Source organism: Micromonospora sp. NPDC047707 (genome assembly GCF_040704235.1).
Lineage (GTDB): Bacteria > Actinomycetota > Actinomycetes > Mycobacteriales > Micromonosporaceae > Micromonospora.
On the sequence record NZ_JBEYSU010000015.1, the window covers coordinates 17,082 to 39,936 of the forward strand.

The window sequence follows — 22,855 nt, forward strand, 5'->3', positions numbered from 1 at the left end:
CCGGAGATCCGGCTCCACCCGGCCCGTCAGGCCGGGGCGGCGACCACCCGGGCGGCGGCCGGGTCCAGCGTGGCGCCCGGGGGCACCAGGCTGACCAGGCTCGCCGGCAGGCGGAGCGGACGCACGTTGCGGTAGCCGAGCATCCCGAGCACCTCGGCGCCGGCCAGCACGTACCGCCGGCCGAGGTCGGTGACCACGCAGATCGCGCCCCCGGACGCCCCGGGCGCGGCGACCGCCTCGACCACCGCGCCCCGGCCGGGGTCCACGACGACGTGGTCGGCGACCACGCCGCCCTCCGCCGGGGCGGGCCCGGAGCGGAGGGCGGTGCCCAGGTCCGGCAGCCGGACCCCGTACCGGACGTCGGACACCGCGCCGTCCTCGCCGACACGCGTGCAGAGCCCGCCGTCGGGAGCGGCCAACCGGGGCGGTACGGCCGGCGGGGCCGTCGGCCCGGCCGGGGTCAGGTCGGGCACCTTGGGCAGGGCGGCGAACCGCCCCAGGGTGATCGGCTCCGGCTCGCCCTGGCCGGTGCTCGCCAGCAGCAGGCTGGCCTGCAACTCGGTGATGCCGGCGAGACCGTCGCGGAGCGCGACCGCGTACTGCCGGCCACCGCCGGAGTTGCGGACCAGGTAGACGTCGCCGATGCGGGCGCCGGGGACCCGCGCCGAGGGCCGCCCCTCACCGGGCAGGGCCGGTGGGGTCAGGTCGACGCCGGCGGTCAGCGAGTGCAGCAGGGCCGGCGCCACCGGGACCGCCCGGGCCCGGGTGGCCGCGAGCGCGGCGAGCACCCGGTCGGGGTCGCGGATCGCGTGCCGCCGCTGCTGCCAGACCAGATGCAGCCCGCCGTCGGGGTGGCGCAGGAGCAGGCCCTCGTCGCCCAGCGGCCGGCCACCCGGGGCGTCCACGCCGATCAGGAGCGCGGAGCGGGGTTCCGGCCGGTCGCCGTCGGGGCCGGTCACGGAACAGACCGTCCACGGCGCGGTCGACAGCCCGTTCGGGGCGGGTAGGGAGTCGGGCGCGTCGGCGATGCCCAGCGGAAGGCCGCGCGGCACCCCGGCGATGGACCGGCGGGACACCAGCACCGTCTTGGGCCGTTCGGCCCCGATGATGAGCAGGGCCGACGCGTAGTTGAGGACCGGGTGCAGCCGCTGGTCGCGGTAGACGAACCGGGCGCCGGACTCCTTCTCCACGATCACCGCGGCCTCGTCACGCCACTTGCTCCCGCCCCCGGCGAACAACCCGTACAGGGCGAAACCGCCCAGGGCGATCACCGCCACCAGCACGCTGGCCAGCCCCGCTCCCGCCAACCGCCGGAACGGCGACTGCGCGGGGTCGGTCTCCCGCATCACCAGGGCGGCGACCGCCCGTTGGACGGTGAACTGGTACGAGTGCAGCTGGTCCTGCCGCGACGGCATGGGATCCCCTCCGGTGGCGGGCTCGGCGCACAGGATAAGCGTTGCGTCGATGTCCCGAGGACCCTGCGTCGCCGAGGTGGCGGTTCGATACCCCTGGGGGTATGCTCGGTCGTGGAGGTGACGAGGTGAAGTTGCGACCCGAGATGACGGCGGACGCGCTGACCCGGTTGAAGCGGGCGCGCGGCCAGTTGAACGCCGTGATCGAGATGATCGAGACCGGGCAGGACTGCCGGGAGACCCTGACCCAGCTGGCCGCCGTCTCGAAGGCGGTGGACCGGGCCGGTTACAAGCTGATCGCCTCCGGCATGCGGCACTGCAACCTGGCGCGCGAGCGCGGCGAGCAGCCGGAGATGACCGAGGACGAGCTGGAGAAGCTGTTCCTCGCCCTGTCCTGACCCCCTGACGACCCGACCGTTCGTGGCGTGACCGCGCCGCGAACGGGTAGTCCGCGCGCGTGACATCGACCCAGGCGGACGTCTGTTCACCACATACCCCCGGGGGTATCAGTCGAGATCGAAGGAGCTCCCATGACCGTGCAGGTGTCCGTCATCGTGACGTCGTCACTCGGCGACCGCAGCTACCTGGCCGACGACGGCCAGGTAGCTGTCGTGGTCGACCCGCAGCGCGACATCGACCGGGTCCTCCACCTCGCCGGCCGGCGGGGCGTCCGGATCACCCATGTGGTGGAGACGCACATCCACAACGACTACGTCTCCGGTGGGCTGCAGCTGGCCCGGATCACCGGCGCCCACTATTTGCTGGCGGCGGCCGACGAGGTCGACTTCGGGCGCGTCGCGGTCTCGGACGGCGACACCGTTCCCGTCTCCGACTCGCTGCGCCTGCGGGTGGTCGCCACACCGGGGCACACCTTCCACCACCTGTCGTACGTCCTGGACGAAGCCGCAGCCGGCGGCTGGCGACCGGCCGGCGTCTTCACCGGTGGCTCGCTGCTGTTCGGCACCACCGGGCGGACCGACCTGCTCGGCAAGCAGCACGCCCACGACCTCGCCCACCGGCAGCACGCCTCCGCCCGGCGACTCGCCGACCTCCTGCCGGACGGCGCTCAGGTCTGGCCGACCCACGGCTTCGGCAGCTTCTGCTCGGCCAGCCAGGCCGACGCCCCCGAGTCGACGATCGGGCGGGAGCGGCAGGCCAACCCCGTACTCCGGCTGGCCGCCGACGACTTCGTGACCGAGACCCTCGCCGGATTGGACGCCTACCCGGCCTACTACGCCCACATGGGTGTGGCCAACGCCGCCGGGCCGGCACCGGTCGACCTCACCCCGGTCGCCCGCGCCGACGCCGCTGAGCTGCGCGAGCGGATCGCCGCCGGCGAGTGGGTGGTCGACCTGCGCCACCGCAAGGCGTACGCCGCATCGCACCTGGCCGGCACGGTCAGCCTCGGGCTCGACGGCCCGATGTCCACCTGGCTCGGTTGGCTCATCGACTGGAATATGCCGATCACCCTGCTGGCCGAGACGCCCGAACAGGTCGCCGACGCCCAACGCGAACTGGTGCGCATCGGCATCGACCGGCCCGCCGCCCAGGCCACCGGCGAGACTGCGCAGTGGGCGGCCGACCGCGAGCACCTGCGGGAGCTGCGGATGGCCGACTTCGCCGCGCTGGCCGCGGCGCGGGCCGGGACGACGCCCGCCGGGCTGCCCGCACCGGACGTCGTCCTCGACGTGCGGATGACCAACGAGTGGACCTCCGGCCACATCGACGGGGCGGTGCACATCCCGCTGCCCGACCTGCCGAAGCGCCTCGCCGACGTGCCCGCCGGCACCGTGTGGGTGCACTGCGGCTCCGGCTACCGGGCCACCGCCGCCGCCTCGCTGCTGGCGAACGTGGGCCGCGACGTCGTGGTCATCGACGACACGTTCGGCGAGGCCGAAGCGGCCGGCGTCGCCATGGCCGAGCAGGGCTTTCCCCGCTGGTGACCGCCGCCCGGCCGCCGCCGACCGGGCGGCGGCCGGGCCTCGCCCCGTCGCCCCGACAACCCCGGAACGAGGAGAACATGAGCACCTCCGGAAACATCCGCCCCGCCACCCTCGACGCCGCCACCCTGCGTGAGCTGATCGGCTCCGGTCGGGCCCCCCGCCTGCTCGACGTACGAACCCCGGCGGAGTTCGGGACCTCGCACGTCCCCGGCGCCTACAACGTGCCGCTCGACCTGCTCAAGGAGCACCGCGAGGAACTGCGCAACCACCTCGACGAGGACGTGGTGCTGATCTGTCGCTCGGGCGCCCGCGCCACCCAGGCCGAGCAGGCGCTCGCCGGGGCCGGGCTGCCCAACCTCAAGGTGCTGGACGGCGGCATGCTCGCCTGGCAGGCCGCCGACGCCCCGACCACGTGGGGCACCCCACGCTGGGACCTGGAGCGGCAGGTCCGCCTGGTTGCCGGCTCGATCGTGCTGGTCAGCGTCCTCGCCTCGGTGTTCGTGCCCGGCCTGAAGTGGGTCGCCGGCTTCATCGGCGCCGGCCTCACCTTCGCTGCCGTCACCAACACCTGCGCCATGGGCATGCTGCTCGGCAAGCTGCCGTACAACCGGGGCGCCAGCTGCGACCTGGACACCATCGTCGGGCAGCTGCGCGACGGCGCGACTGCCGGGCGGCGGTCGTGACCGGAAGCCTCGCGCTGACCGTCGGGCTGGCCGTGCTGATCGGGATCAGCCTCGGCCTGCTCGGCGGCGGCGGGTCCATCCTGGCCGTGCCGCTGCTGGTCTACGTCGCCGGCCTGCCCGCGAAGGAGGCGATCGCCATCTCGCTGCTCGTCGTCGGGGTGACCAGCGCGGTGGGTGTGCTGCCGCACGCGCGCGCCGGCCGGGTCCGGTGGCGGACCGGCCTGGTCTTCGGCGTCGCCGGCATGGCCGGCGCGTACGCCGGTGGCCGGCTCGCCGCGTTCGTGCCGGCGGCGGTCCTGCTCACCGGCTTCGCGCTGATGATGCTGGCCACCGCGGCCGCGATGATCCGGGGCCGGCGCGACACCGGCGGTAGGCCGGTGCCGCACGAGTTCCCGGTGTCGCGGGTGGTGCTGGACGGCGTCGTCGTCGGCCTGGTCACCGGGCTGGTCGGCGCCGGCGGCGGCTTCCTCGTGGTGCCCGCCCTCGCCCTGCTCGGTGGCCTGCCCATGCCGGCGGCGGTCGGCACCTCGCTGGTGGTCATCGCCATGAAGTCGTTCGCCGGCCTGGCCGGCTACCTGTCCAGCGTCAGCGTGGACTGGGGGCTGGCCGCCGCGGTGACCGCCGCCGCGGTGGTCGGCAGCCTCGCCGGCGGCCGGATCGCCGGGCGCGTCCCGGAGCAGGTACTGCGCACGGCGTTCGGCTGGTTCGTCGTGGCGATGGGCGTCCTCGTCCTCGGCCAGCAGATGCCCGGTCAGCTGCGTGGCGACCCGCTGTTCTGGGTCGCAGCCGGCGGCCTCGCCGCCACGGTCGCGGCCGTCGCGCTGCTCGCCGCCGCGTGCCGGGGCGGGCGCGGGTGGATCCCGACACCGGTGTGCCGCGTGCTGCGGGCGGTCGCCCCACGGTGAGAAGCTGACCCGGGAGAGGAGGCGGTCATGGACAGCGACGAGTGGGACGCGCGGTACGCATCCACGCCGGATCTGGTCTGGACGGACGAGCCGAACCGGTTCGTCGTCGAGGAGTTGGCCGACCTTCCGCCCGGCCGGGCGGTGGACCTCGCGGCCGGCGAGGGACGCAACGCGGTCTGGCTGGCCCGGCAGGGCTGGCAGGTCACCGCGGTGGACTTCTCGCCGGTCGCCGTCGCCCGGGGCCGCACGTTGGCGGCGAGCCGGAACGTCACGGTGGACTGGCACGTCGCCGACGTCACGACGTGGCTGCCGGAGCTCGGGGCGTACGACGTCGTCCTGGTCGCCTACCTGCACCTGCCGCCGGACGACCTCGCCCGGGTGCTGGCCGGCGCGGGAGCCGCGCTCCGCCCGGGCGGCCGGGTCGTGGTCGTCGGTCACGACCGCGCCAACCTGACCGGCGGCACCGGCGGTCCGCAGGACCCGGAGATCCTGCACACCCCGGCGGCGGTGGTCGCCGCTCTCGCCGGCCTGCGCGTGGTCCGGGCGGAGACGGCCCGCCGGCCCGTCGCCCGCCCCGACGGCACGACGGTCGAGGCCCTCGACACGGTGGTCGTCGCCGTCCGCCCGGCGGACGATAGCTGAGTCGGCACCGGCCCGGGCGCCGCGCGTCGCCCACCGCGCGCCGGGTGCCGCTCACCTCCCGCCGCCGGTAGCATCCGGCCCGTGGGCGCACGGTTCGAGGAGTTGGCCTGGCGGGAAACGCCGATCGGCGCCATCAGCCTGCGCCGGCGCCGCGACCCCGCCCTCGACGTCGACGTGTACGAGGTGAAGCTCGACGACGACTTCCTCATGTCGAGCCTGTTCCCGGTCGCCGAGATCGAGCTGGCCCGGCTGGGTCTGGCTCCGCTGGCCCGGGGCGACCTCGACGTGGCCGTCGGCGGCCTGGGGCTGGGTTTCACCGCCCGTACCGTGCTGGAGGACGACCGGGTCGCCTCGATGCTGGTGGTGGAGGCGGTCGAGGACGTGGTCGACTGGCACCGGCGTGGCCTGCTGCCCTTCGCGGCCGGGCTCGCCGGCGACCCCCGCACCCGTTTCGTCCGCGCGGACTTCTTCGCCGCCGTCGCCGGGGGCGCCGGCCTCGACCCGGAGCACCCGGGGCGGCGGTTCGACGCGGTGCTCCTCGACGTCGACCACTCCCCGCGCAACGTCCTGCACCCCAGCCACGCCGCCTTCTACACGTGGGACGGGCTGCGCCGGCTCGCCGCCTGCCTGCGGCCGGACGGTGTGTTCGCGCTCTGGTCCGACGACCCGCCCGACGCCGCCTTCACCGAGGTCCTCGCGCGGGTGTTCGCGGCGGTGGAGCCGCACGTCGTCCGTTTCCCGAACCCGCTGACCGGCGGCGAGTCCGCGAACACGGTGTACGTCGCGCACACTCCGGTTTGAGGCGGTTGGCGCAGGTCGACAGGCATGCAGCCGGCCGCGCCGGGGAAGGCGGCGGGGCGCGGCCCGCATGGCGCGGGCCCGGTCAGGAGGTCGACGTGCGAGCGATGCTGTGGGTCGTGGGCGTGATCGCCGGGGCGCTCATCCTGCTCGGGCTGCTCTTCGAAGCGAACCGCTGGCTGCTGATCATCGGCGCGTTCGCGCTCCTGGCCGCCGCGGTTCTGGCCGCCGTCAAGGCACGCCAGGCGACCGGCGGGTCGCTCCGGCGACATTGAGCGCGAACGCCCGATGAACCTGCGGAGAGTAGGGTGGAGAGCCACGGGGGCCAGGTGGCCGGCGGCTTCGTCGAGGCTGGCCAGGGGCCTACCATGGCCGGGCCGGGTCCGACCGGAGGCGGGCGCTCGGCTGCATCCGCAACTGCCGAGATCAGGGCGCATCTCGTATCGCGGACGTTGTCTGCCCCGACGACGCTGCGAAGGTCGGAACGACGTCGGCCGCGCATGCGTGCTCCTACCCACCGGGTGCGGCTTCGGTGGTGACCGGCTGTCGGAGGATGGTGCGCTGCTTGTCGGGTGCGACCCTGCGGAAGTCGCTGAGATAGATCTCGTGGTGAGTGCCGACCATGCGGAACCCTTGGCCGGGGATGACCTCGTGATGCAGTTGCGAGAGCACGTCTGCTTCGTCGTCGAAGGAACCGACGTGCAGCGTCTGCACGCACCGCCCTTCGGACAGCGTCTCCAGACGGACGTCATCAAGACGCGCCGGCTGGCTCTTCGCCCGGGCTTGCTCGACCGCGGTGATAAACATGGTCTGGTTGATCCAGTCCGGGACCATGAGCATCAGCGTCCAGTCCCACTGCGAATTGTCCCGTGCCACTGTGAAGGAGGCCATGTCCTCGGCCCACCACAGGCCTTCCAGAGGCGGGACGACATAGTCGCGCCCGAGGTCTCGCTTGCTGGCGAACTTGAGTTTGTACGCCACCGGATAGAGCGCTTCGACCGCCTCGGCGAAGGCCGGCGAGGTGTTGGGGTCGCCGTGGCCGTCGACCATCAGATATTGCATGTCGGGCACGTCCACAACCCGGAACCGGCCCCGTTTTGCCTGGTAGGCGTCGAGGGCTTTCTTGAAGTCAGTTTTGTTCGTCATCGAGCACCTGGGCTCGGGCGGCGAGCCACTGCCTTTCCGCCTCCAAGAGGCTCAGTGAGTAGGAGAACACCTCACGCGCCGCCGGCGGGAGGGGAGTCTGTGCCTGTCGCGCCGCCTGGGTTGCGGCGATCCGGGCTTCGATCTGCGCCAGTCGGGTTAGCAGCGCCTGCGTGTATTCCCGCTCCGAGAGCAGGGGCAGGTTGGCGAGGCCGACCAGCAGCGGGTGCGGGATCGGCCGCGGCTCGGCGACGAGGGCCAGCGCGTTGCGTGCCGCAACCTCGCGGCCTTTGGTTGTGGCGTGGAAGACGCGGCGGGACTTCGCGGCAGCAGGAGCCTCCGGGACGTGGAGCAGGCCGCGCCTTTCCAGCTTGGTGAGCAGGTAGTAGATCGAGGAGAATCCGATGTCGGTCCACTGCCGTATGCCGCGTTGCTCGATCACCTGCTCCAGGTCGTAGCCGTGCTGTGGGCGTTCGATGATCAAGCCCAATACGGTCAGCTCGGCGGGAGTCAGCTCCACAGCACTATTCTAGCACTAGAATGACTGCCTGCCATCGATGACGAGATGCTCGCCGTCTCGGGCCTGTCCCGTGCGCAGATGCAGATGCGGCGCTCGGTGCCCACGCACGGCGGCCGCGGAGGCCTCTGATCGGGTACACACTCATGCCGCTGATCGCGCCTTGCCGAGTGGCGTTCTGGGAGTGGGACGTCGAGACACGAGGACGCCGAGGCGTGGTATATGCCCGACGCGTGTGTCATCGATCCCGTCGTACGACCTGCCGCGCGACGTGTGGTCGCAGGTCCAGGAAGCGGCACGTCGGGTCGAGGCTGACCACGGCTGGGAGTACCACACTGACCTGGCGGTCGCCTCCGGAAGCAAGGTCGGCGGCTACCCCGGCTGGACGCAGTCGCCTGATTGGCCGAATTGCGAGTGCGGGGTTCAGATGGAGCATCTGCTCACTATCGCCAGCTGGGAGTTCAGCCGGAGCGACGAGCAACGTTGGGTCCCGCTGGAGGACCGGCCCGCAATGATCGGCTGGGGCTTCGACAGCCCGGATGACCATCCATGGCGATCGCTCCAGAACCCGGCAGGATTGATGCTCGGCGACGCCGGAGGCATCTACGTCTTCGTCTGCACATCATGTCCAGAGCGCCCTTACGACCACCGATTTGACTGCTCCTGACCAGACAGGAATCACGGACGGTAGCCGAACCGGCATCCGGATCTGCCCCGTTGCGACGGCGTGGGAGACGTTCGCCGGGCTGATCTCAGGTCAGGGGCGCGTACCACCGCGCGCCGGTGAGCAGGATTCGGGTTGCCTGGCTCCGGTTCCACTCGACCCGCATGCCGTGTTTGCGGAGCACCGGAAACACAAGGTCGTCCAGCAGTCGCTCGACGTCGGCCTGGTACCAGGCCCGCTTGTCGTCCTCCGATAGGGCGTCATAGGTGGCCTTGTCGAAGTACCGGGGCGGATAGGCGCCGTAGCCGAGGTAGACCGAGCCGTCGAGGCTGGAGACAAGTGATTCGGTGTCTTGCTGGTGATACCAGAGATAGCCGCGCCAGTGCCGAATTCCGTCGCGCTCGTCATGGATCTCGGCAGCAGCGCAGGTTCCGCAGCAGCTGAAGTTCTCCCGCGCCAGCACGCCGAGCTGGTTGAGTTCGGCGAAGGCGAGGGTCAGGTTGCTCTGCACGGCACCCCATTCGCGCTGCTGGGCTCGCCGGACGTGGAGCGCCCTCTCGTAGGCCGCCATGAGTTCCTCGTCGGTGACACCGTGGCGATCCTCATCATCGTCGAGGTAGTCCACGAACTCTCCGGCATCGTCTTCCCCGCGCACGATCCAGGCCCAGATCTCGTCCTCAATCTCGGTGCGAGTCGGCTCTGCGATCCGACCGGGCAGAAACGTGACGCCGTCAGGACGGTCGTTGTAGGCCCAGTCGCTCATGAGAGCGATCATGACACGGGCGCCGCTTGGGTGCGCCCAAAATGGATCGTCGTTGGTGACGCTGCGAGTCAGTGATGGAGTTCGGCCCGAAGGGCTGGCCGCTCTGAGCACGGCTACTCAGGTCCGGTGCCGTCCCGCCGTGTGAGGGTGGGTGACATGCGTCGACTGCTGCTGCTGCTGATCGTGCTCGCCGTTGCCGCGGCCTGCGCCGACCCGAATGCCCAGCCGGACCGCCCGGGCCGGTCGGCCGAGGGAGCACCGCCCGCTTCGCTGCTCTCCGACGGCAGCGTCCCGTGGGCTGACCTGAAGATCACAGCGGAGGACCTCAACGGGCGCCCGGCCGGACCGCGGTCCCCGGCCGCCGGAAGCAAGCCGTGCCGGGCGGAACAGCTGTCCGGCCGGCTCACCGGCTGGACGCGGCCCGGCGGCGGCGGTGAGACACCCCGCGGCATGGACGCCGCCATCGGCAAGCTCATCGGCGAGGTGGAGGTGCAGAACGCGTCGAACGTCGAGTGCACATTGCAGGGCGAGGTACCCACCACCATGCTCGCCGGCGGCCGCGAGATTCCCATGCTGTACACGCACGGCATCAACGAAGAGGCCCGGGTACGGGTGGTCGTCGTGCCCGCCGGCGGCCATGCCAGCCTGCGCCTGGACTGGTCCGGGCCGTTCTGCCAGCCCACTGACGGGACGATGGAGCTCGCGATCGAGGTGCCGCACGGCGGCGGCACGCTGCGTGCACCGATCACCGCCGAGGACCGCCCTGGCTGCCAGCAGGGCGAGGGAATCAATCCCAACGCCCGGGCGACGCTGTACGCGAGCGGGTTCACCGAGCCGGTCGCCGTGTCGACGCCCCCATCCTCGCCCCTTAACCAGCTCACCGTCACTGTCGCGGGGCCGCCAACCGCCGCGGCCGGGTCGCGGCTAACCTTCCGCGTGAAGCTCGGCAACCCGACCGGCAGCCCGCTCGCGCTGGACCCCTGCCCGGGCTACCTGATGGAACGCTTCTCCCTCGGCGATGCGACGAATGACGCGGTGAACACGTCCCAGCTGTACCGGCTGAACTGCCGCCCGCTCACGCAGATCCCCGCCGCCGGCACCGCCGTCTTCGAGATGGTCGCCGAGGTACCGGCCTCGATACGCGCAGGGCGCGAGCTGACGGTCACGTGGAAGCTCTACCTGCCGCACCACATGCAGGGCGGCAACCAGCTCGGCGCCTTTACCGTGAAAGTCACCTGAACACGGGCGAGCTCACCGGCAAGGGATCGCCGCGCCCGCCGCGGCGGCCCGACCGCGCTACGCGGTCCACCGGCGGGCGAAGGCATCCCCGCGACCACGTCCACCCTGGTTCGGTCAGTGTTGCGGCCGGATCACCTCGTACAGCGCGGTCCAGTTCCTGTTCCCCAGACCGGCGGCGATCGCCCGGTCATAGTGCGACTTGACTGCCTTCGGCAGCTCGGGGTCGACGCCGGACGCCTCGCTGGTGCGCAGGGCCGTGCTGACGTCGCCGGGGTGTTCGCCTGCCGCGAGCTCGCCGGCCAGGGTCGCTCCATCGCCGACCATCGCCGGGATGTCGGTCAGCGTCTGCAGCGCGTCGGGCAGGAAGTCTGCCGGGGCGACACCGGCCGAGGCGACGAGTGCGGTGGCGTGCAGCAGGCTCGACAGGGAGGTCAGGAACACGTCGAGGTGCGCCTGGTAGAACAGCTGCGCCAGGCCCGGGTCTTCGCCGAGGTACTTCGGCCTGCCGATCACGCTCAGCACCGGCTCGTGCCGGTCGTAGGTGTCTCGTGGTCCGCTGTAGTACACGTAGGCGTCAGGGGTGCCGACGGCGGGCGCGGGAACCATGACGCCGCCGGTGACGAAGTCCGCGCCGTGCTTGGCGGCCCAGACGGCGGCGTCCCGTGAGGCTGTGGGCGTGTCCGAGCTGAGGTTGACGACGGTCCGACCGGCCAGCGCGCCCTCCTGCGCCGCACCGTTCGGGTGCGGCGGGGCGCGGGTGGTCAGCGGGGGCGGCGGCTCACCCTTCGTCGGACCTGGGCGAGGATGCGGTTCGGGGTCACCGGCACCACGGCGATCATCAGCCGGCCGGACTCGTCCATGACCGCCGTGAGGACGTACAGGCGGGCCCCGCGCCGGCGCACCAGCGGCGCGGTCACCCGCAGTCGGGGTGCCCGCAGGGCGGTGGAGCCGGCCGCCCCGGTGGCCCGGTGCAGCCCTTGGGCGAGCCCCGGGTCGAACCCACCGACCTGGGCGGAGACCGCGCGCCGCCGGCCGGTGGGCCCGGTCGCGGCGAGCAGGTCGGCGGCGCGGAACCGGATCCGCAGCGTGGTCCCGTCCGGGCCGGCTGTCACCGTCTCGGTGTCGGCGAGGATCTCCTCGGCGCTGACGCTGAGCGGCGGGAGATCCGGCGCGGGCGTCGTCGCGGTCAGGCTGAGGACCCGCTCCCCCCGCCGGTCGGTCTCCCAGCCGATACCGGTGACGTCCAGCTTCGCGACCCAGTCCGGTGCCGTGGTGACGTCGAAGCACGAGTCGGGCACGCCGGCGCGGAACCCGGGATACGCGGCGTACCGGCGGCCGTCCTCGACGACCGTGGGCGGCACCCCCGTACGGGCGTCCTGGCGGATCACGGCGAGCAGGTCGTCGAGGCCGCCGTCGCGGGTCAGGGCGAGCCGGATGCGGGTCTCCGCGTTCAGTTCGCCCGCGACGTCGTCGGTGAGGTACGCGGCCACGAGCCGCCCGATGCCGTCGTGCACCCGCTGCTGGGTGTCGCGGTCCAGCCGCAGCAGGTCGTCCTCCAGCAGCTTGGCGATCTCGTGGTCGAAGCGTCGGGCCATGACGGCGTCCCGCTGCTTGCCGGGGCCGATCAGGTCGGCCACGAACGCCGTGGTCGCCTCCACGGTGCGCAGCCGGTCCAGGTGGCGGCTCAGGTACGTGATGTTGGTGGCGTTGAACCGCCGCACGGCGTAGTAGAACTCGTAGTCGGCCAGCACCGAGATGCGCCGCGCCCGGTAGCACGCCTCCAGGGTGAACGGAAGGTCACTGCCGAGGGGCAGGTCCTCCCGGTAGCGGATCCGGTGCCGTTCCAGCAGCTCGCGCCGGAACAGCTTGGTGTTGGCCAGCGACCTCGGCAGCGGCGAGTCGAACAGGTCCACGTCGACCCGGTTGGCCGCGAAGATGTCCTGGTAGATGTGTCGACTGTTGACGCCGACCACCTTGCCGAGCACGACGTCGGAGTCCCACTCGTCGGCGGCGGTGACCAACCGTTCCAGCGCCTCGGGGCCGAGGTGGTCGTCGGCGCCGACGAAGAAGACGTACCGGCCGGTGGCGGCGTCGAGCGCCCGGTTGCACGGTCCGGCGGGGCCGCCGGAGTTGGCCTGGTGGATGACGGTGAACACGCCGGGGTACCGGGCGGCGAACCGGTCCAGTTCGGCGCCGCTGCGGTCGGTCGACCCGTCGTCCACGGCCACGACCTGCAGCCGGTCCAGCCCGATCGTCTGGCCCACGAGGGAGTCGAGGCAGCCGGTCAGGTACGGCATGGTGTTGTAGACCGGCACCACCACGCTGACGGCGGGCGTGCTCACGGCGCCTCCACCGGGGTGGGCGCGCCGGCACCGGCCAGCAGCCGGCGGTAGAGCGCGTCGAGGCGGTCCGCCTGCGCCTCCCACGTCCACCCGGGCAGCGGCGAGTCCGGGCCGTCGTAGACCTGGCGGTACCGCCGCGGGTCGGCGAGCACGGCCCGCACCGCGCGGGCCAGGTCGGCGGTGTCGCCGGCCCGGAACACCTCACCCTGCCCCGTGGCACGGACGGTGTCGGCCATCGTACGGACGTCGCTGACCACGATCGGCAGCCGTGCGTGGGCGTACTCGAAGAACTTCGTGATCAGGGCGATCTCGTGGTTCGGCCAGTGGTGGATCGGGATCAGGCCCACGTCGGCGGCGCTGAGGAAGGCGCTCACCTGCCCGTGCGGCACGTACGGCACGGGATGCAGCCGCTCCGCGACGCCGAGCCGGTCGGCGAGGGCCCGCAGGTGCTGGACGTACGGCGCGGACGGGTCGGCGATCACCAGCGCGAGGTGGGCGCCGGGCAACCGGGGCAGCGCCTCGACCGCGGTGGCCACCCCACGCTGCTCGGCGAGCGCACCGCTGTAGACGAGCAGCGGGGTCTGCGGGCCGACCCCGCAGAGGTCACGCAGGTCGGGCACCTCCGCGCCCCCGGGTGTCGGGGCGGCCGACGCCGGGGCGTTGAGCAGCACGGTCGGGCGCTCCCCCAGCCGGTGCTCCTCCTGCAGCAGGTCGGCCAGGGTCTCCGACACCGTCACCACGGCGTCGGCGTGCGACACGTACTCCCGCACGTACGCGAGGTGGGCCGGCAGCCACCGCACGTTGTCGCGGCGGGGCTTCGCGCCGGGCAGCCACTCGTGCGCGTCCCACACGACCTTCACGTCCCGGCCGGCGGCCCGCGCCCGGTCCACCGCGCGCGCGGCCACGCCGAGCATCCGGAAGTCGTGGGCGTGGATCAGGTCCGGCGCCAGGGCGTCGACGACCGGCCCGAACACCCGCTCGTACGTCCACAGCCCCGGTTCGAGCCGCCGCCACGCCCGGTCGCCGGAGACCGCACCCCAGAGGAGGACCTGGGCGTGCTCGACCGGCCGCCGGGCCAGCCGTGCCGCCCGCAGCACCGGCCCGCCCCGGGCGACCAGCCGCTGCCGCAGCGTGCGCCGCCCGCCGGGGGGCGCCCCGCCGCCCATCGGCAGCACGCGGACGTGCGCGTCGCCGAGCCGCCACTCCCGCTCGACGCGGGCGCAGCCCAGCAGGGTGACCGCCCAGCCCGCGTCGGCGGCCGAGCGGGCCGCCTTCTGCACCCGGGAGTCGCCGTCCACGCCGTTGTCCACGAGCATGACCACCCGGCCACCGCCGGTCGCGGTGACACCGTCGAGCCGCACGAATTGTTCTCCGATTCCTCACGTCAGCGGATGCCCGGCGAGTGTACGGCAGTTCCGGTCTCCGGAATCGTTGCACCGCCGCGCTTCCGCGCCACCCGACGGTTCGGCCACGAGCTGGTTCCCGGCCGTATACGCTCTGGTCATCTTCCCCTCACCGCCGTTTTTCCTTCGGCCGGTTAGGTCATTCGCAGAGCCTCGTCCGGCACCTGATGCCGCCCATTCGCCGGCGCACGAGGAAACCGCAATCAATGCGTAAGCGGGTATTCATGTCGCGTACACCTGACGTCAGCGTGGTCATCCCGACCTGCGACCGGCCGGACCTGGTGACCCGCGCGGTCCGCAGCGCCCTCGCCCAGACGGTGGCGGAGATCGAGGTCGTCGTCGTGGTCGACGGCGCGGACCCCGACACGCGGGCCGCTCTCGCCGCGATCCCCGACCCGCGCCTGCGGGTGCTGCCGCTGCCCGAGCGCGGTGGCGCGCCGAACGCCCGCAACGTCGGCGTCCAGGCCGCGCGTGCCCGCTGGACGGCGTTCCTCGACGACGACGACGAGTGGCTGCCCCGCAAGCTGGAGGTGCAGCTCGCGCTCGCCGCCACCGCGACCGTCGCGTCCCCGATCGTCGCCAGCCGCCTGGTGAACCGCACCCCGCGCGCGGAGTTCGTGCTGCCCCGCCGGCTGCCGGAGCCGGGCGAGCCGATCTGTGAGTACCTCACCGTGCGCCGGGGCCTGTTCCACGGCGACGGCTTCATCCAGACCTCGACGATCATGGCGCCGACCGAGCTGCTGCGCCGCGTGTCGTTCACCGTCGGCCTGCGCCGCCAGCAGGAGCTGGACTGGACCCTGCGGGCACTCGCGCACGACGACGTACGGCTGCTGATGGCGCCCGAGCCGCTCGTGCTCTGGCACCAGGACGAGGACCGGCCGCGGATCAGCCTCTCCTCCCCGTGGGCGGCGCAGCTGGAGTGGCTGCGGTCCAGCCGTCCCCTGCTCACCCCCCGGGCGTACGCGGCCATCGCGCTGAGCGTCGTCGGCTCGATGGCGGCCACGACCCGCGACCCGAAGGTCTTCCGGACCGTGCTCGCCGACGCCCGCCGGCACGGGCGTCCAGGTGCCATCGACTACCTGACGTACCTGCAGATCTGGCTGATCCCGCCGCAACTCCGGCACAGTCTGCGGGACCGGATTCTGGACCGCCGTCGCCGCCCGGCCCCGCCCGCCCCGCCGGCCGCCGCCGGGTCGGCCCGGCCCGCCGAACCAGGCCTCGCCGCCGCCGACTCCGGGAACCCGTGACCCGTGCCGCACGCTGAACAGGTGCCCCACGTCGTCATCTGGCGCAGCCACCTGCTGGCCGGCTCCGAGACGTTCATCCGCAACCAGGCCGACGCGCTGGCGGCCTGGCGCGCCACCTACCTCGGTGCGGTGCGCGTCGCCTCGACACTGTCCCGCGACACCGACGTGGTCGCGTTCGGCGACGCCGCCCGCGACCGGCGGGCCCTGCTCGCGCTGAAGGCCACCGGCCGCTCCCCCCGGCTCACCCGGCTGCTGCGGCGGCTCCGGCCGGCACTGGTGCACGCCCACTTCGGCAACGACGGCTGGCTGGTCAGCCGCGCCGCCGCCGACCTGGACATCCCGCTGGTCGTCACCGTGCACGGCCAGGACGTCACCCGCCAGCCGGCCCTCCCGGGCCTGCGCGGCGCCCGCCAGCGGCACAACCTGCGCGTGGCGTTCGACCGGGCGGCGCTGGTCGTGGCCGTCAGCGAGTTCATCCGCGACCGGGCGGTCGCCCTCGGCGCGGACCCGGCGAAGGTCCGGGTGCACCACACCGGGGTGCCCGTCCCGCCCCTGCCGGCGCCCACCCCGCCCGTGTGGGACGTGGCGTTCGTCGGCCGGTTCGTCGAGAAGAAGGGCGTCGACGACCTCGTCGAGGCGCTGGGGTCGCTGCGGCCCCGGCGGCCCCGGGCGCTGTTCATCGGCGACGGGCCGCTGGAGGGGCCGCTGCGCGCCCGCGCCGCCCAGCTCGGCCTCGACGCCACCTTCCTCGGCGCGCAGCCCCCGGAGGTGGTGGCCGATCACCTGGCGCGGTCGGCGCTGCTCGCCGCACCGTCGAGGACCGCGGCGAACGGCGACTCCGAGGGGCTGCCCACCACCATCCTGGAGGCGGCGAGCCTCGGCCTGCCGGTCGTGGCGACGCACCACAGCGGCATCCCGGAGGCGGTCGTGCACGGCGAGACCGGCCTGCTCGGCGCCGAACGCGACCGGGCCGCGCTCGCCGGCAACATCACCCGCCTGCTCGCCGACGACGGCCTACGGCGGCGGCTCGGCCGCGAGGCCCGCCGGCACGTCGAGGACCGCTTCGACCTGCACAAGCAGACCCACCGGCTGGAGAAGCTGTACGACGCCGTCGCCGCCGGCAGACCCTAATGGCGTACCCGCCGCGGGCCGGTCGCCCTCGCTGGGCACGGCGGCGGTCGGTCAGGCGCCCGTCGCGGCGAGGGCCGGGGTCGGACGGTCGTCGACCCGGCCACGCGGCTTGCGGTTCGGCAGCGACAGCCGGATGACCTTCCACCAGGCGGAGGCGACCTGCTTCGGCAGGGAGCCGGAGGTGTACTTCAGACCGTACCGGTCGAAGAGCGCCCGTACCTCGGGGGCGATCTCCTGGTAGCGGTTGCTCGGGAGATCCGGGAAGAGGTGGTGCTCGATCTGGAACGACAGGTTGCCGGTCATGAGGTGCAGCAGCCGGCTGCCGCTGATGTTGGCGGAGCCGAGCATCTGCCGCAGGTACCACTCGCCGCGCGTCTCGCCCTCGATCGACGTCTTTTCGAAGGTCTCCACGCCGTTCGGGAAGTGCCCGCACATGATCACCGAGTGGCTCCACAGGTTGCGGATCAGGTTGGCGGTGAACGTCGCGGCGAGCGTGGTGAGGAAGGACGGGCCGGAGAGCAGCGGGTGCAGCACGTAGTCCTTCAGCACCTGGCGGCGGATCTTGCGGCCGACCGCGCGGGCCCGGGCCCGGAACTCCGGATCCCGGTGCCGGCCGTTCTTCAGGTTGTGGCCCAGCTCCAGGTCGTACGCCGCGATGCCGTACTGGAAGAAGCAGGCGTTGATGAAGTTCCACAGCGGCTGGCCAAGGTAGACCGGGTGCCAGGGCTGGTCCTCGTCGACCCGCATGATGCCGTACCCGAGGTCGTTGTCCTTGCCGACCACGTTGGTGTACCGGTGGTGCAGCTGGTTGTGCGAGTGCTGCCACTGGTCGGGCGGGGAGACGTGGTCCCAGTCCCAGGTGGTGGAGTGAATCTTCGGATCACGCATCCAGTCCCACTGGCCGTGCAGGACGTTGTGCCCGATCTCCATGTTGTCGAGGATCTTGGCCACGGCGAGGCCGGCGGTGCCGACGACCCAGGCCGGCGGGAAGAGCGAGAAGAGCAGCACCACCCGGCTGCCGAGTTCGAGCTTGCGGTGGGTGGAGATGACCTTGCGGATGTACGCGGCGTCCCGCTCGCCCCGGTCGGCGAGGACCCGGTCCCGGATCGCGTCGAGTTCCTTCCCGATGACCGCGATGTCCTCGGCGGTGAGGTGGGCGATCGGATTGACGGCCTTGCGCTGGATGACGGTCACGTGGGCACTCCGGTCAGTGGTCGATGTCGCAGGGGCCGGCCGCTGCCGACACGCAGGTCTGAATGAGGACGCCGTCGCCGGGGACCGCCGTGGTGAGCGCCCCGTTGCGCAGGTCGCGAACCGCGCCCTGGCGCAGCGGCAGGACGCAGCCGAAGCAGATGCCCATCCGGCAGCCCGAGGGCATGAGCACTCCGGCCGCCTCACCGGCGTCGAGCAGCGGCGTGGCGCCGTCGGCGGTCACGGTCACACCGGCCCGGCCGAAGGTGACCGTGCCACCCTCGCCGGGTGAGATGACGGTCGGCCGGAACCGCTCGGTGTGCAGCCGCTCCGCCCGACCGGCGGTGGACCAGTGGGCCTCCAGGGCGTCGAGCAGCCCGACCGGGCCGCACGCCCAGGTCTCCCGGTCGAGGTGGTCCGGCACCAGATCGGCCAGGTCGGCGATGGTGAGCACACCGTCGTGGTCGGTGTGCCGCTCCACCAGCCGCAGCGTTCCGGCCGCGGCGAGGCCCCGCAGCTCCGAACCGAAGATCACATCCGCCGGTGTCGGCGCGGAGTGCACGAGCGTGACGTCGGCGCCGGCGAGGACGCCGCTGCGCAGCATCCCCATGACCGGCGTGATCCCGCTGCCCGCGGTCACGAAGAGCACGCCCGCCGGCGTCGGCGTGGGCAGGACGAAGTCGCCCGTCGCCTGGTCGAGCTGGACGATCGTGCCGGGGCGGACCCGCCGGACGAGATGGTTGCTGACCACCCCGTCCGGGATCGCCTTCACGGTGATCGCGATGGGGTCGCGGCGGCCACCGAGGGCCGAGGTCACCGAGTACGCCCGCCACTGCCGTACGCCGTCGACGTCCACCCCGAGGCGGACGTACTGCCCGGGGACGTGCCCCCGCCAGTCCCGCCCCGGCTGCACGATCACCGTGGCCGCGTCCCGGGTCTCCGGCCGCACCGCGAGGATCCGGCCCCGCAGGTCGGCGCCGGAGCGCAGCGGGGCGACCAGGTCGAGGTAGTCGTCGGGCAGCAGCGGGGTGGTGACCGCCGCGGCGAGCCGCAGGAACCGGCGCCGCAGGGACGCCGCCGCGGGTGGGCGCGGGACGGTGGTGGTCATATCCCGATAGTCGCGGCACACTGGCATAAAATCTTGGCCCGCGAAGGTGAACCGGGCCGGTCGATTTGTGCGGGAGGAACAACAATGGCGGACCGCTCCGAGGCGACTCGCCGCGCCGCCGGGCTCGCCCTCGACGAGGGGGTGGCCCGCGGCCTCCGCGACCGGTTGCCCCTGCTCGCCGAGCGGACCGTCACCGCGATCACCGCCGAGGTGCCCAGCTACTCCGGCACCCTGACCGGCCAGATGCGGGACAAGATCGAGACCGCGGTGCAGATCGCGCTCGGCAACTTCCTGCAACTGCTCGAACGCTCCCACGCCACCGACCCGAGCACCCCCCTGGTCCCCGCCTTGGAGGCCGCGTACGCCCTCGGCAGCGGTGAGGCCCGCTCGGGGCGGAGCATGGACGCGCTGCTGGCCGCGTACCGGGTGGGAGCGCGGGTCTCCTGGCGGGAAATGTCCACCATCGCGGTGCGCGGCGGGCTCCCGGCGGTGACCGTCGCCGACTTCGCCGAGCTGATGTTCGCCTACATCGACGAGCTCTCCGCCGCCAGCGTCGCCGGGCACGCCGACGAGCTGGCCAGCGCGGGCCGGGCCCGCCGGCGCAACTTGGAGCGCCTCACCCAGCAGCTGGTCACCGGCGCGGCCGAGGACGTGCTGCTGCGCAGCGCCGAACGAGCCGACTGGCCGCCGCCGCAGACGCTCACCGTCGTACTCCTCCCCCGGACCAACCTGCGCCCGGCGCTCGCGCTGCTTCCGGCGCAGACCCTGGAGAGCGGCGACGACCTGCCGGGCGCCGCGCCCGGGGAGGAGCTGGCCGTCCTGCTCGTCCCCGACGCGCACGGCGACCGGCGGCGGCAGCTCACCCGGACGCTGCACGGCCGCCGCGCCGTGCTCGGCCCCGCGCGGCCGTGGACGCGGGTGACGTACTCGTGGCAGCGGGCCACCCGAGCCCTCGCGCTCGGGCTGCGCCCGGCCGACGACGGGCCGCCACTGGACACCGAGGCGCACCTCGCCGAACTGCTGCTCGGCATGGACCCGGAGGGCCTCGCTGACCTGCGCGCCCGCGTGCTGGCCCCGCTGGCGGCGCTGCCGCCGACCACCGCCGAGCGGCTCGCCGAGACGCTGCGCTCCTGGCTGCTGCACCACGGCCGCCGTGACGACGTCGCCGCCGACCTGTTCGTGCACCCGCAGACGGTGCGCTACCGGATGGGCAAGCTCCGCGAGCTGTACGGGGACCGCCTGCACGACCCCGCCACGGTGCTCGACCTCACCCTCGCGCTGGCGTTCCCGGCCCGCGACCGGGCCGACGAACCGGCCGGCTGAGCGGCCCGGACCGCGCGGCGGTCCGCATCAGGGTTTCCGCCGGGCTCGGGGGCGCGCCGGGGACGGGCCGGCGTCGGTCGGCTGCGCCTCCGCCACCGCCTCGCAGAGGTCGATCAGCGGGTCGCGGCGCTGCGCCGCGCAGGCGACCCGTCGCAGCAGGGTCCGGAAGGCGGCGGTGTCGGCGGGATCGAGGGCGCCGAGCACGTGCGACTCCACCTGCCGCAGCGCCCGCTGGCGCTCCCGCCAGGCGACCCGGCCCACGTCGGTGGCGCAGACCAGGCGGCTGCGCCGGTCGGCGGGATCGGCCCGGCGCAGCACGAGCCCGCGCCGCTCCAGGTCGTCGATCAGGTACGTGAGCACGGTCCGGTCGATGCCGAGTTCCTCGGCGATCGCGCCCTGGTTGCGGACCGGCTCCCGGACCGCCGCCGACAGCACCTGGTAGCCCCGGGGCCCACCGGGTATGTCCTCCAGTGCCCGGTCGGCGGCCCGGACGTAGGCGCGGAAGACGACACCCAGCATCCAGCCGAGGTCGTCGTCGAGCGGGTCCGGCCGTGGGTGTGCCGCCGTCGCACCGGTCATCCGCCCAGGATAGCTGAGCTGGACAGACCTTGTTGGCAACAGATGTTCTGTGTGGCATAACATCTGTCTGACAGCACTTCAGGGGAGGACTCCGATGAGCGACCACGGCCACCCACTGACCTTCGGGTCGTTCCTGACCCCGGCCAACGCCGACCCGGACCGGGTGGTGGCGCTCGCCGTCCTGTCCGAGCAGGTCGGGCTGGACCTGGTCACCTTCCAGGATCACCCGTACCAGCCCGCGTACCTGGACACCTGGACACTGCTCAGCTTCGTCGCCGCCCGCACCAGCAGGGTCCGGCTCTCCCCCAACGTCACCAACCTCCCCCTGCGGCCACCGGCCGTCCTCGCCCGCAGCGTGGCGAGCCTCGACCTGCTCAGCGCCGGGCGGATCGAACTCGGCCTGGGCGCGGGCGCGTTCTGGGACGCCATCGAGGCGATGGGCGGGCGACGGCTCACCCCGGCGGAGGGCGTACGGGCCCTCGAGGAGGCCATCGAGGTCATCCGCCAGACGTGGGACGCCGACACCCGCGGCGGCGTCCGGGTCGCCGGCGAGTTCCACCGCGTGGTCGGCGCGAAACGCGGGCCCGCCCCCGCACACGACGTGGGAATCTGGCTCGGCGCCTACAAGCCGCGCATGCTGGCGTTGACCGGCCGCCGGGCCGACGGCTGGCTGCCGTCGCTGGCGTACCTGCAGCCCGGCGACCTCGCCAGGGGCAACGCGATCATCGACGACGCCGCCCGGGAGGCGGGACGGTCGCCGGGCGACGTCCGGCGACTGCTCAACGTCAACGGACGGTTCGCCACCGTCGGCCGCGGGCCCCTGCACGGCCCCGCCGAGCAGTGGGCCGAGGAACTGGCGGGCCTCGCCCTCACCGACGGGATCAGCACCTTCATCCTCGGCAGCGACGACCCCGACGACCTGCGCCGATTCGCCGCCGAGGTGGCGCCCGCCGTCCGCGAACTGGTCGCCGCCGAGCGCGCCTCCGCCGCCGCGCAGCCCGACTCCGCCGCCGCGCAGCCCGACTCCGCCGCCGCGCAGCCCGACTCCGCCGCCGCGCGGCCCGACGCCGCGCCCGCCGACTCCGCTGCCGGGCCGGTCGAGCGGGATGCCACCGCCCGGCCAGGACCGGCGGAGGCCGTCGCGGCGGCCGGACCCCGGGCCGGCCGGCCCGCGCCCGTGGGCCGCAGCGCCTTCTCCGTCGTACCGACGCCGGACGACGGCGTCCGCCGCAGCGGCGAGCGGGTCTGGGACGAGTCCGCCCGCCCGACCGGCCCGGCCCGCGACCCCGACCGTACGTACGCGGCGCACGACCTGGCCACCAGCCAGCACCTCGTCGACGTGCACGACGGGCTGCGCGCCGAGCTGGCGCAGATCCACGACCTGATCGAGCAGGTGGCGGCCGGCACGATCGACGCCGGCACCGCCCGCTCCCACATCAACACGATGACGATGCGGCAGAACAAGTGGACCCTGGGCACCTACTGCGAGTCCTACTGCCGGGTGGTCACCACCCACCACACCATCGAGGACCGGTCGCTCTTCCCGCACCTGCGCCGCAGGGACGCCCGGCTCGCCCCGGTCGTCGACCGGCTCGAGCAGGAGCACCACCTCATCCACGACGTGCTGGAACGCGTCGACCGGGCCCTGGTGGCGTTCGTCTCCGTCCCGGACGGGATGGCCGACCTGCGCGCCGCCGTCGACCTGCTCAGCGACACCCTTCTGTCGCACCTGGCGTACGAGGAGCGGGAGCTGGTCGAGCCCATCGCCCGCATCGGCCTGTCCTGAGCCGTCGCCGTACCGCCACCGGGCCGCGACGGCGTG

General features: G+C 73.3%; 23 protein-coding genes. 13 read left to right on the forward strand and 10 right to left on the reverse strand.

Features of this window, described 5'->3' with window-relative positions; genetic code table 11:
• Nucleotides 1–26 precede the first annotated feature (26 nt).
• Nucleotides 27–1,415 (reverse strand): type VII secretion protein EccB, encoded by a 1,389-nt coding sequence (gene eccB, locus AB0873_RS17990; RefSeq protein WP_366600837.1) that lies wholly within the window; start codon nt 1,413–1,415, stop codon nt 27–29.
• Between the two features lie 125 nt (nt 1,416–1,540).
• Between eccB and AB0873_RS17995 the strand changes: the two genes are divergently transcribed.
• The 7 genes from AB0873_RS17995 to AB0873_RS18025 all read left to right on the forward strand — a co-directional run bounded on the left by AB0873_RS17995 (nt 1,541) and on the right by AB0873_RS18025 (nt 6,658).
• Nucleotides 1,541–1,810, forward strand: a complete 270-nt coding sequence (locus tag AB0873_RS17995; RefSeq protein WP_155332525.1) for a metal-sensitive transcriptional regulator — start codon at nt 1,541–1,543, stop codon at nt 1,808–1,810.
• A gap of 132 nt (nt 1,811–1,942) precedes the next feature.
• Nucleotides 1,943–3,355, forward strand: a complete 1,413-nt coding sequence (locus AB0873_RS18000; protein WP_366600838.1) for an MBL fold metallo-hydrolase — start codon at nt 1,943–1,945, stop codon at nt 3,353–3,355.
• 77 nt (nt 3,356–3,432) lie between these two features.
• Nucleotides 3,433–4,038: a rhodanese-like domain-containing protein gene (locus AB0873_RS18005; protein ID WP_366600839.1), complete on the forward strand. Its 606-nt coding sequence runs from the start codon at nt 3,433–3,435 to the stop codon at nt 4,036–4,038.
• Complete coding sequence (locus tag AB0873_RS18010; RefSeq protein ID WP_366600840.1) at nt 4,035–4,943, forward strand: sulfite exporter TauE/SafE family protein; 909 nt, start codon at nt 4,035–4,037, stop codon at nt 4,941–4,943. Before AB0873_RS18005 ends, AB0873_RS18010 begins: the two co-directional genes overlap by 4 nt.
• Before the next feature lie 27 nt (nt 4,944–4,970).
• Nucleotides 4,971–5,585, forward strand: a complete 615-nt coding sequence (locus AB0873_RS18015) for a class I SAM-dependent methyltransferase (protein ID WP_366600841.1) — start codon at nt 4,971–4,973, stop codon at nt 5,583–5,585.
• Between the two features lie 81 nt (nt 5,586–5,666).
• Nucleotides 5,667–6,386, forward strand: coding sequence for a spermidine synthase (locus AB0873_RS18020; protein ID WP_366600842.1), 720 nt, complete (start codon nt 5,667–5,669; stop codon nt 6,384–6,386).
• Nucleotides 6,387–6,481: 95 nt separating this feature from the next.
• Nucleotides 6,482–6,658, forward strand: a complete 177-nt coding sequence (locus AB0873_RS18025) for a hypothetical protein (protein WP_366600843.1) — start codon at nt 6,482–6,484, stop codon at nt 6,656–6,658.
• Between the two features lie 235 nt (nt 6,659–6,893).
• On the opposite strand, the gene AB0873_RS18030 is transcribed toward AB0873_RS18025, so the two are convergent.
• Both AB0873_RS18030 and AB0873_RS18035 read right to left on the reverse strand, forming a co-directional pair.
• A complete protein-coding gene (locus AB0873_RS18030) occupies nt 6,894–7,529 on the reverse strand; it encodes a GyrI-like domain-containing protein (RefSeq protein WP_366600844.1) in 636 nt (211 codons plus the stop codon).
• Complete coding sequence (locus tag AB0873_RS18035) at nt 7,513–8,046, reverse strand: PadR family transcriptional regulator (RefSeq protein ID WP_366600845.1); 534 nt, start codon at nt 8,044–8,046, stop codon at nt 7,513–7,515. The genes AB0873_RS18030 and AB0873_RS18035 overlap by 17 nt, the downstream gene beginning before the upstream one ends.
• Before the next feature lie 232 nt (nt 8,047–8,278).
• Between AB0873_RS18035 and AB0873_RS18040 the strand changes: the two genes are divergently transcribed.
• The gene (locus AB0873_RS18040) at nt 8,279–8,710 is read left to right on the forward strand and encodes a hypothetical protein (protein WP_366600846.1); all 432 of its coding nucleotides are present in this window, start codon (nt 8,279–8,281) and stop codon (nt 8,708–8,710) included.
• A gap of 85 nt (nt 8,711–8,795) precedes the next feature.
• Here AB0873_RS18040 and AB0873_RS18045 read toward each other — a convergent pair whose 3' ends face one another.
• Complete coding sequence (locus tag AB0873_RS18045) at nt 8,796–9,470, reverse strand: hypothetical protein (RefSeq protein WP_366600847.1); 675 nt, start codon at nt 9,468–9,470, stop codon at nt 8,796–8,798.
• Nucleotides 9,471–9,920: 450 nt separating this feature from the next.
• Here AB0873_RS18045 and AB0873_RS18050 point away from each other — a divergent pair, with 450 nt between their 5' ends.
• The gene (locus AB0873_RS18050) at nt 9,921–10,709 is read left to right on the forward strand and encodes a hypothetical protein (protein ID WP_366600848.1); all 789 of its coding nucleotides are present in this window, start codon (nt 9,921–9,923) and stop codon (nt 10,707–10,709) included.
• A 114-nt stretch (nt 10,710–10,823) separates the two neighbouring features.
• Here AB0873_RS18050 and AB0873_RS18055 read toward each other — a convergent pair whose 3' ends face one another.
• From AB0873_RS18055 to AB0873_RS18065, 3 genes are all read right to left on the reverse strand, one after another.
• Complete coding sequence (locus AB0873_RS18055; RefSeq protein WP_366600849.1) at nt 10,824–11,315, reverse strand: hypothetical protein; 492 nt, start codon at nt 11,313–11,315, stop codon at nt 10,824–10,826.
• 155 nt (nt 11,316–11,470) lie between these two features.
• Nucleotides 11,471–13,051, reverse strand: a complete 1,581-nt coding sequence (locus AB0873_RS18060) for a glycosyltransferase (RefSeq protein WP_366600850.1) — start codon at nt 13,049–13,051, stop codon at nt 11,471–11,473.
• Nucleotides 13,048–14,367 (reverse strand): glycosyltransferase family 4 protein, encoded by a 1,320-nt coding sequence (locus tag AB0873_RS18065; RefSeq protein WP_366600932.1) that lies wholly within the window; start codon nt 14,365–14,367, stop codon nt 13,048–13,050. The genes AB0873_RS18060 and AB0873_RS18065 overlap by 4 nt, the downstream gene beginning before the upstream one ends.
• Before the next feature lie 311 nt (nt 14,368–14,678).
• Here AB0873_RS18065 and AB0873_RS18070 point away from each other — a divergent pair, with 311 nt between their 5' ends.
• Both AB0873_RS18070 and AB0873_RS18075 read left to right on the forward strand, forming a co-directional pair.
• On the forward strand, nt 14,679–15,701 hold the full coding sequence (locus AB0873_RS18070; protein WP_366600851.1) for a glycosyltransferase: 1,023 nt from the start codon (nt 14,679–14,681) through the stop codon (nt 15,699–15,701).
• A 21-nt stretch (nt 15,702–15,722) separates the two neighbouring features.
• A complete protein-coding gene (locus AB0873_RS18075; protein ID WP_366600852.1) occupies nt 15,723–16,832 on the forward strand; it encodes a glycosyltransferase in 1,110 nt (369 codons plus the stop codon).
• Nucleotides 16,833–16,883: 51 nt separating this feature from the next.
• Here the strand turns inward: AB0873_RS18075 and AB0873_RS18080 are convergent, their stop codons facing one another.
• Nucleotides 16,884–18,026, reverse strand: a complete 1,143-nt coding sequence (locus AB0873_RS18080; RefSeq protein ID WP_366600853.1) for an acyl-CoA desaturase — start codon at nt 18,024–18,026, stop codon at nt 16,884–16,886.
• Nucleotides 18,027–18,039: 13 nt separating this feature from the next.
• Nucleotides 18,040–19,131, reverse strand: a complete 1,092-nt coding sequence (locus tag AB0873_RS18085) for a ferredoxin reductase (RefSeq protein WP_366600854.1) — start codon at nt 19,129–19,131, stop codon at nt 18,040–18,042.
• A gap of 84 nt (nt 19,132–19,215) precedes the next feature.
• On the opposite strand from AB0873_RS18085, the gene AB0873_RS18090 reads away from it, so the two are divergent.
• Nucleotides 19,216–20,454, forward strand: coding sequence for a helix-turn-helix domain-containing protein (locus AB0873_RS18090; RefSeq protein WP_366600855.1), 1,239 nt, complete (start codon nt 19,216–19,218; stop codon nt 20,452–20,454).
• A gap of 27 nt (nt 20,455–20,481) precedes the next feature.
• Here the strand turns inward: AB0873_RS18090 and AB0873_RS18095 are convergent, their stop codons facing one another.
• Nucleotides 20,482–21,033 carry a MarR family winged helix-turn-helix transcriptional regulator gene (locus AB0873_RS18095; RefSeq protein ID WP_366600856.1) on the reverse strand — a complete coding sequence of 184 codons (552 nt, stop codon included), beginning with the start codon at nt 21,031–21,033 and terminating at the stop codon, nt 20,482–20,484.
• Nucleotides 21,034–21,127: 94 nt separating this feature from the next.
• Here AB0873_RS18095 and AB0873_RS18100 point away from each other — a divergent pair, with 94 nt between their 5' ends.
• Nucleotides 21,128–22,819: an LLM class flavin-dependent oxidoreductase gene (locus AB0873_RS18100; RefSeq protein ID WP_366600857.1), complete on the forward strand. Its 1,692-nt coding sequence runs from the start codon at nt 21,128–21,130 to the stop codon at nt 22,817–22,819.
• Nucleotides 22,820–22,855 lie beyond the last annotated feature (36 nt).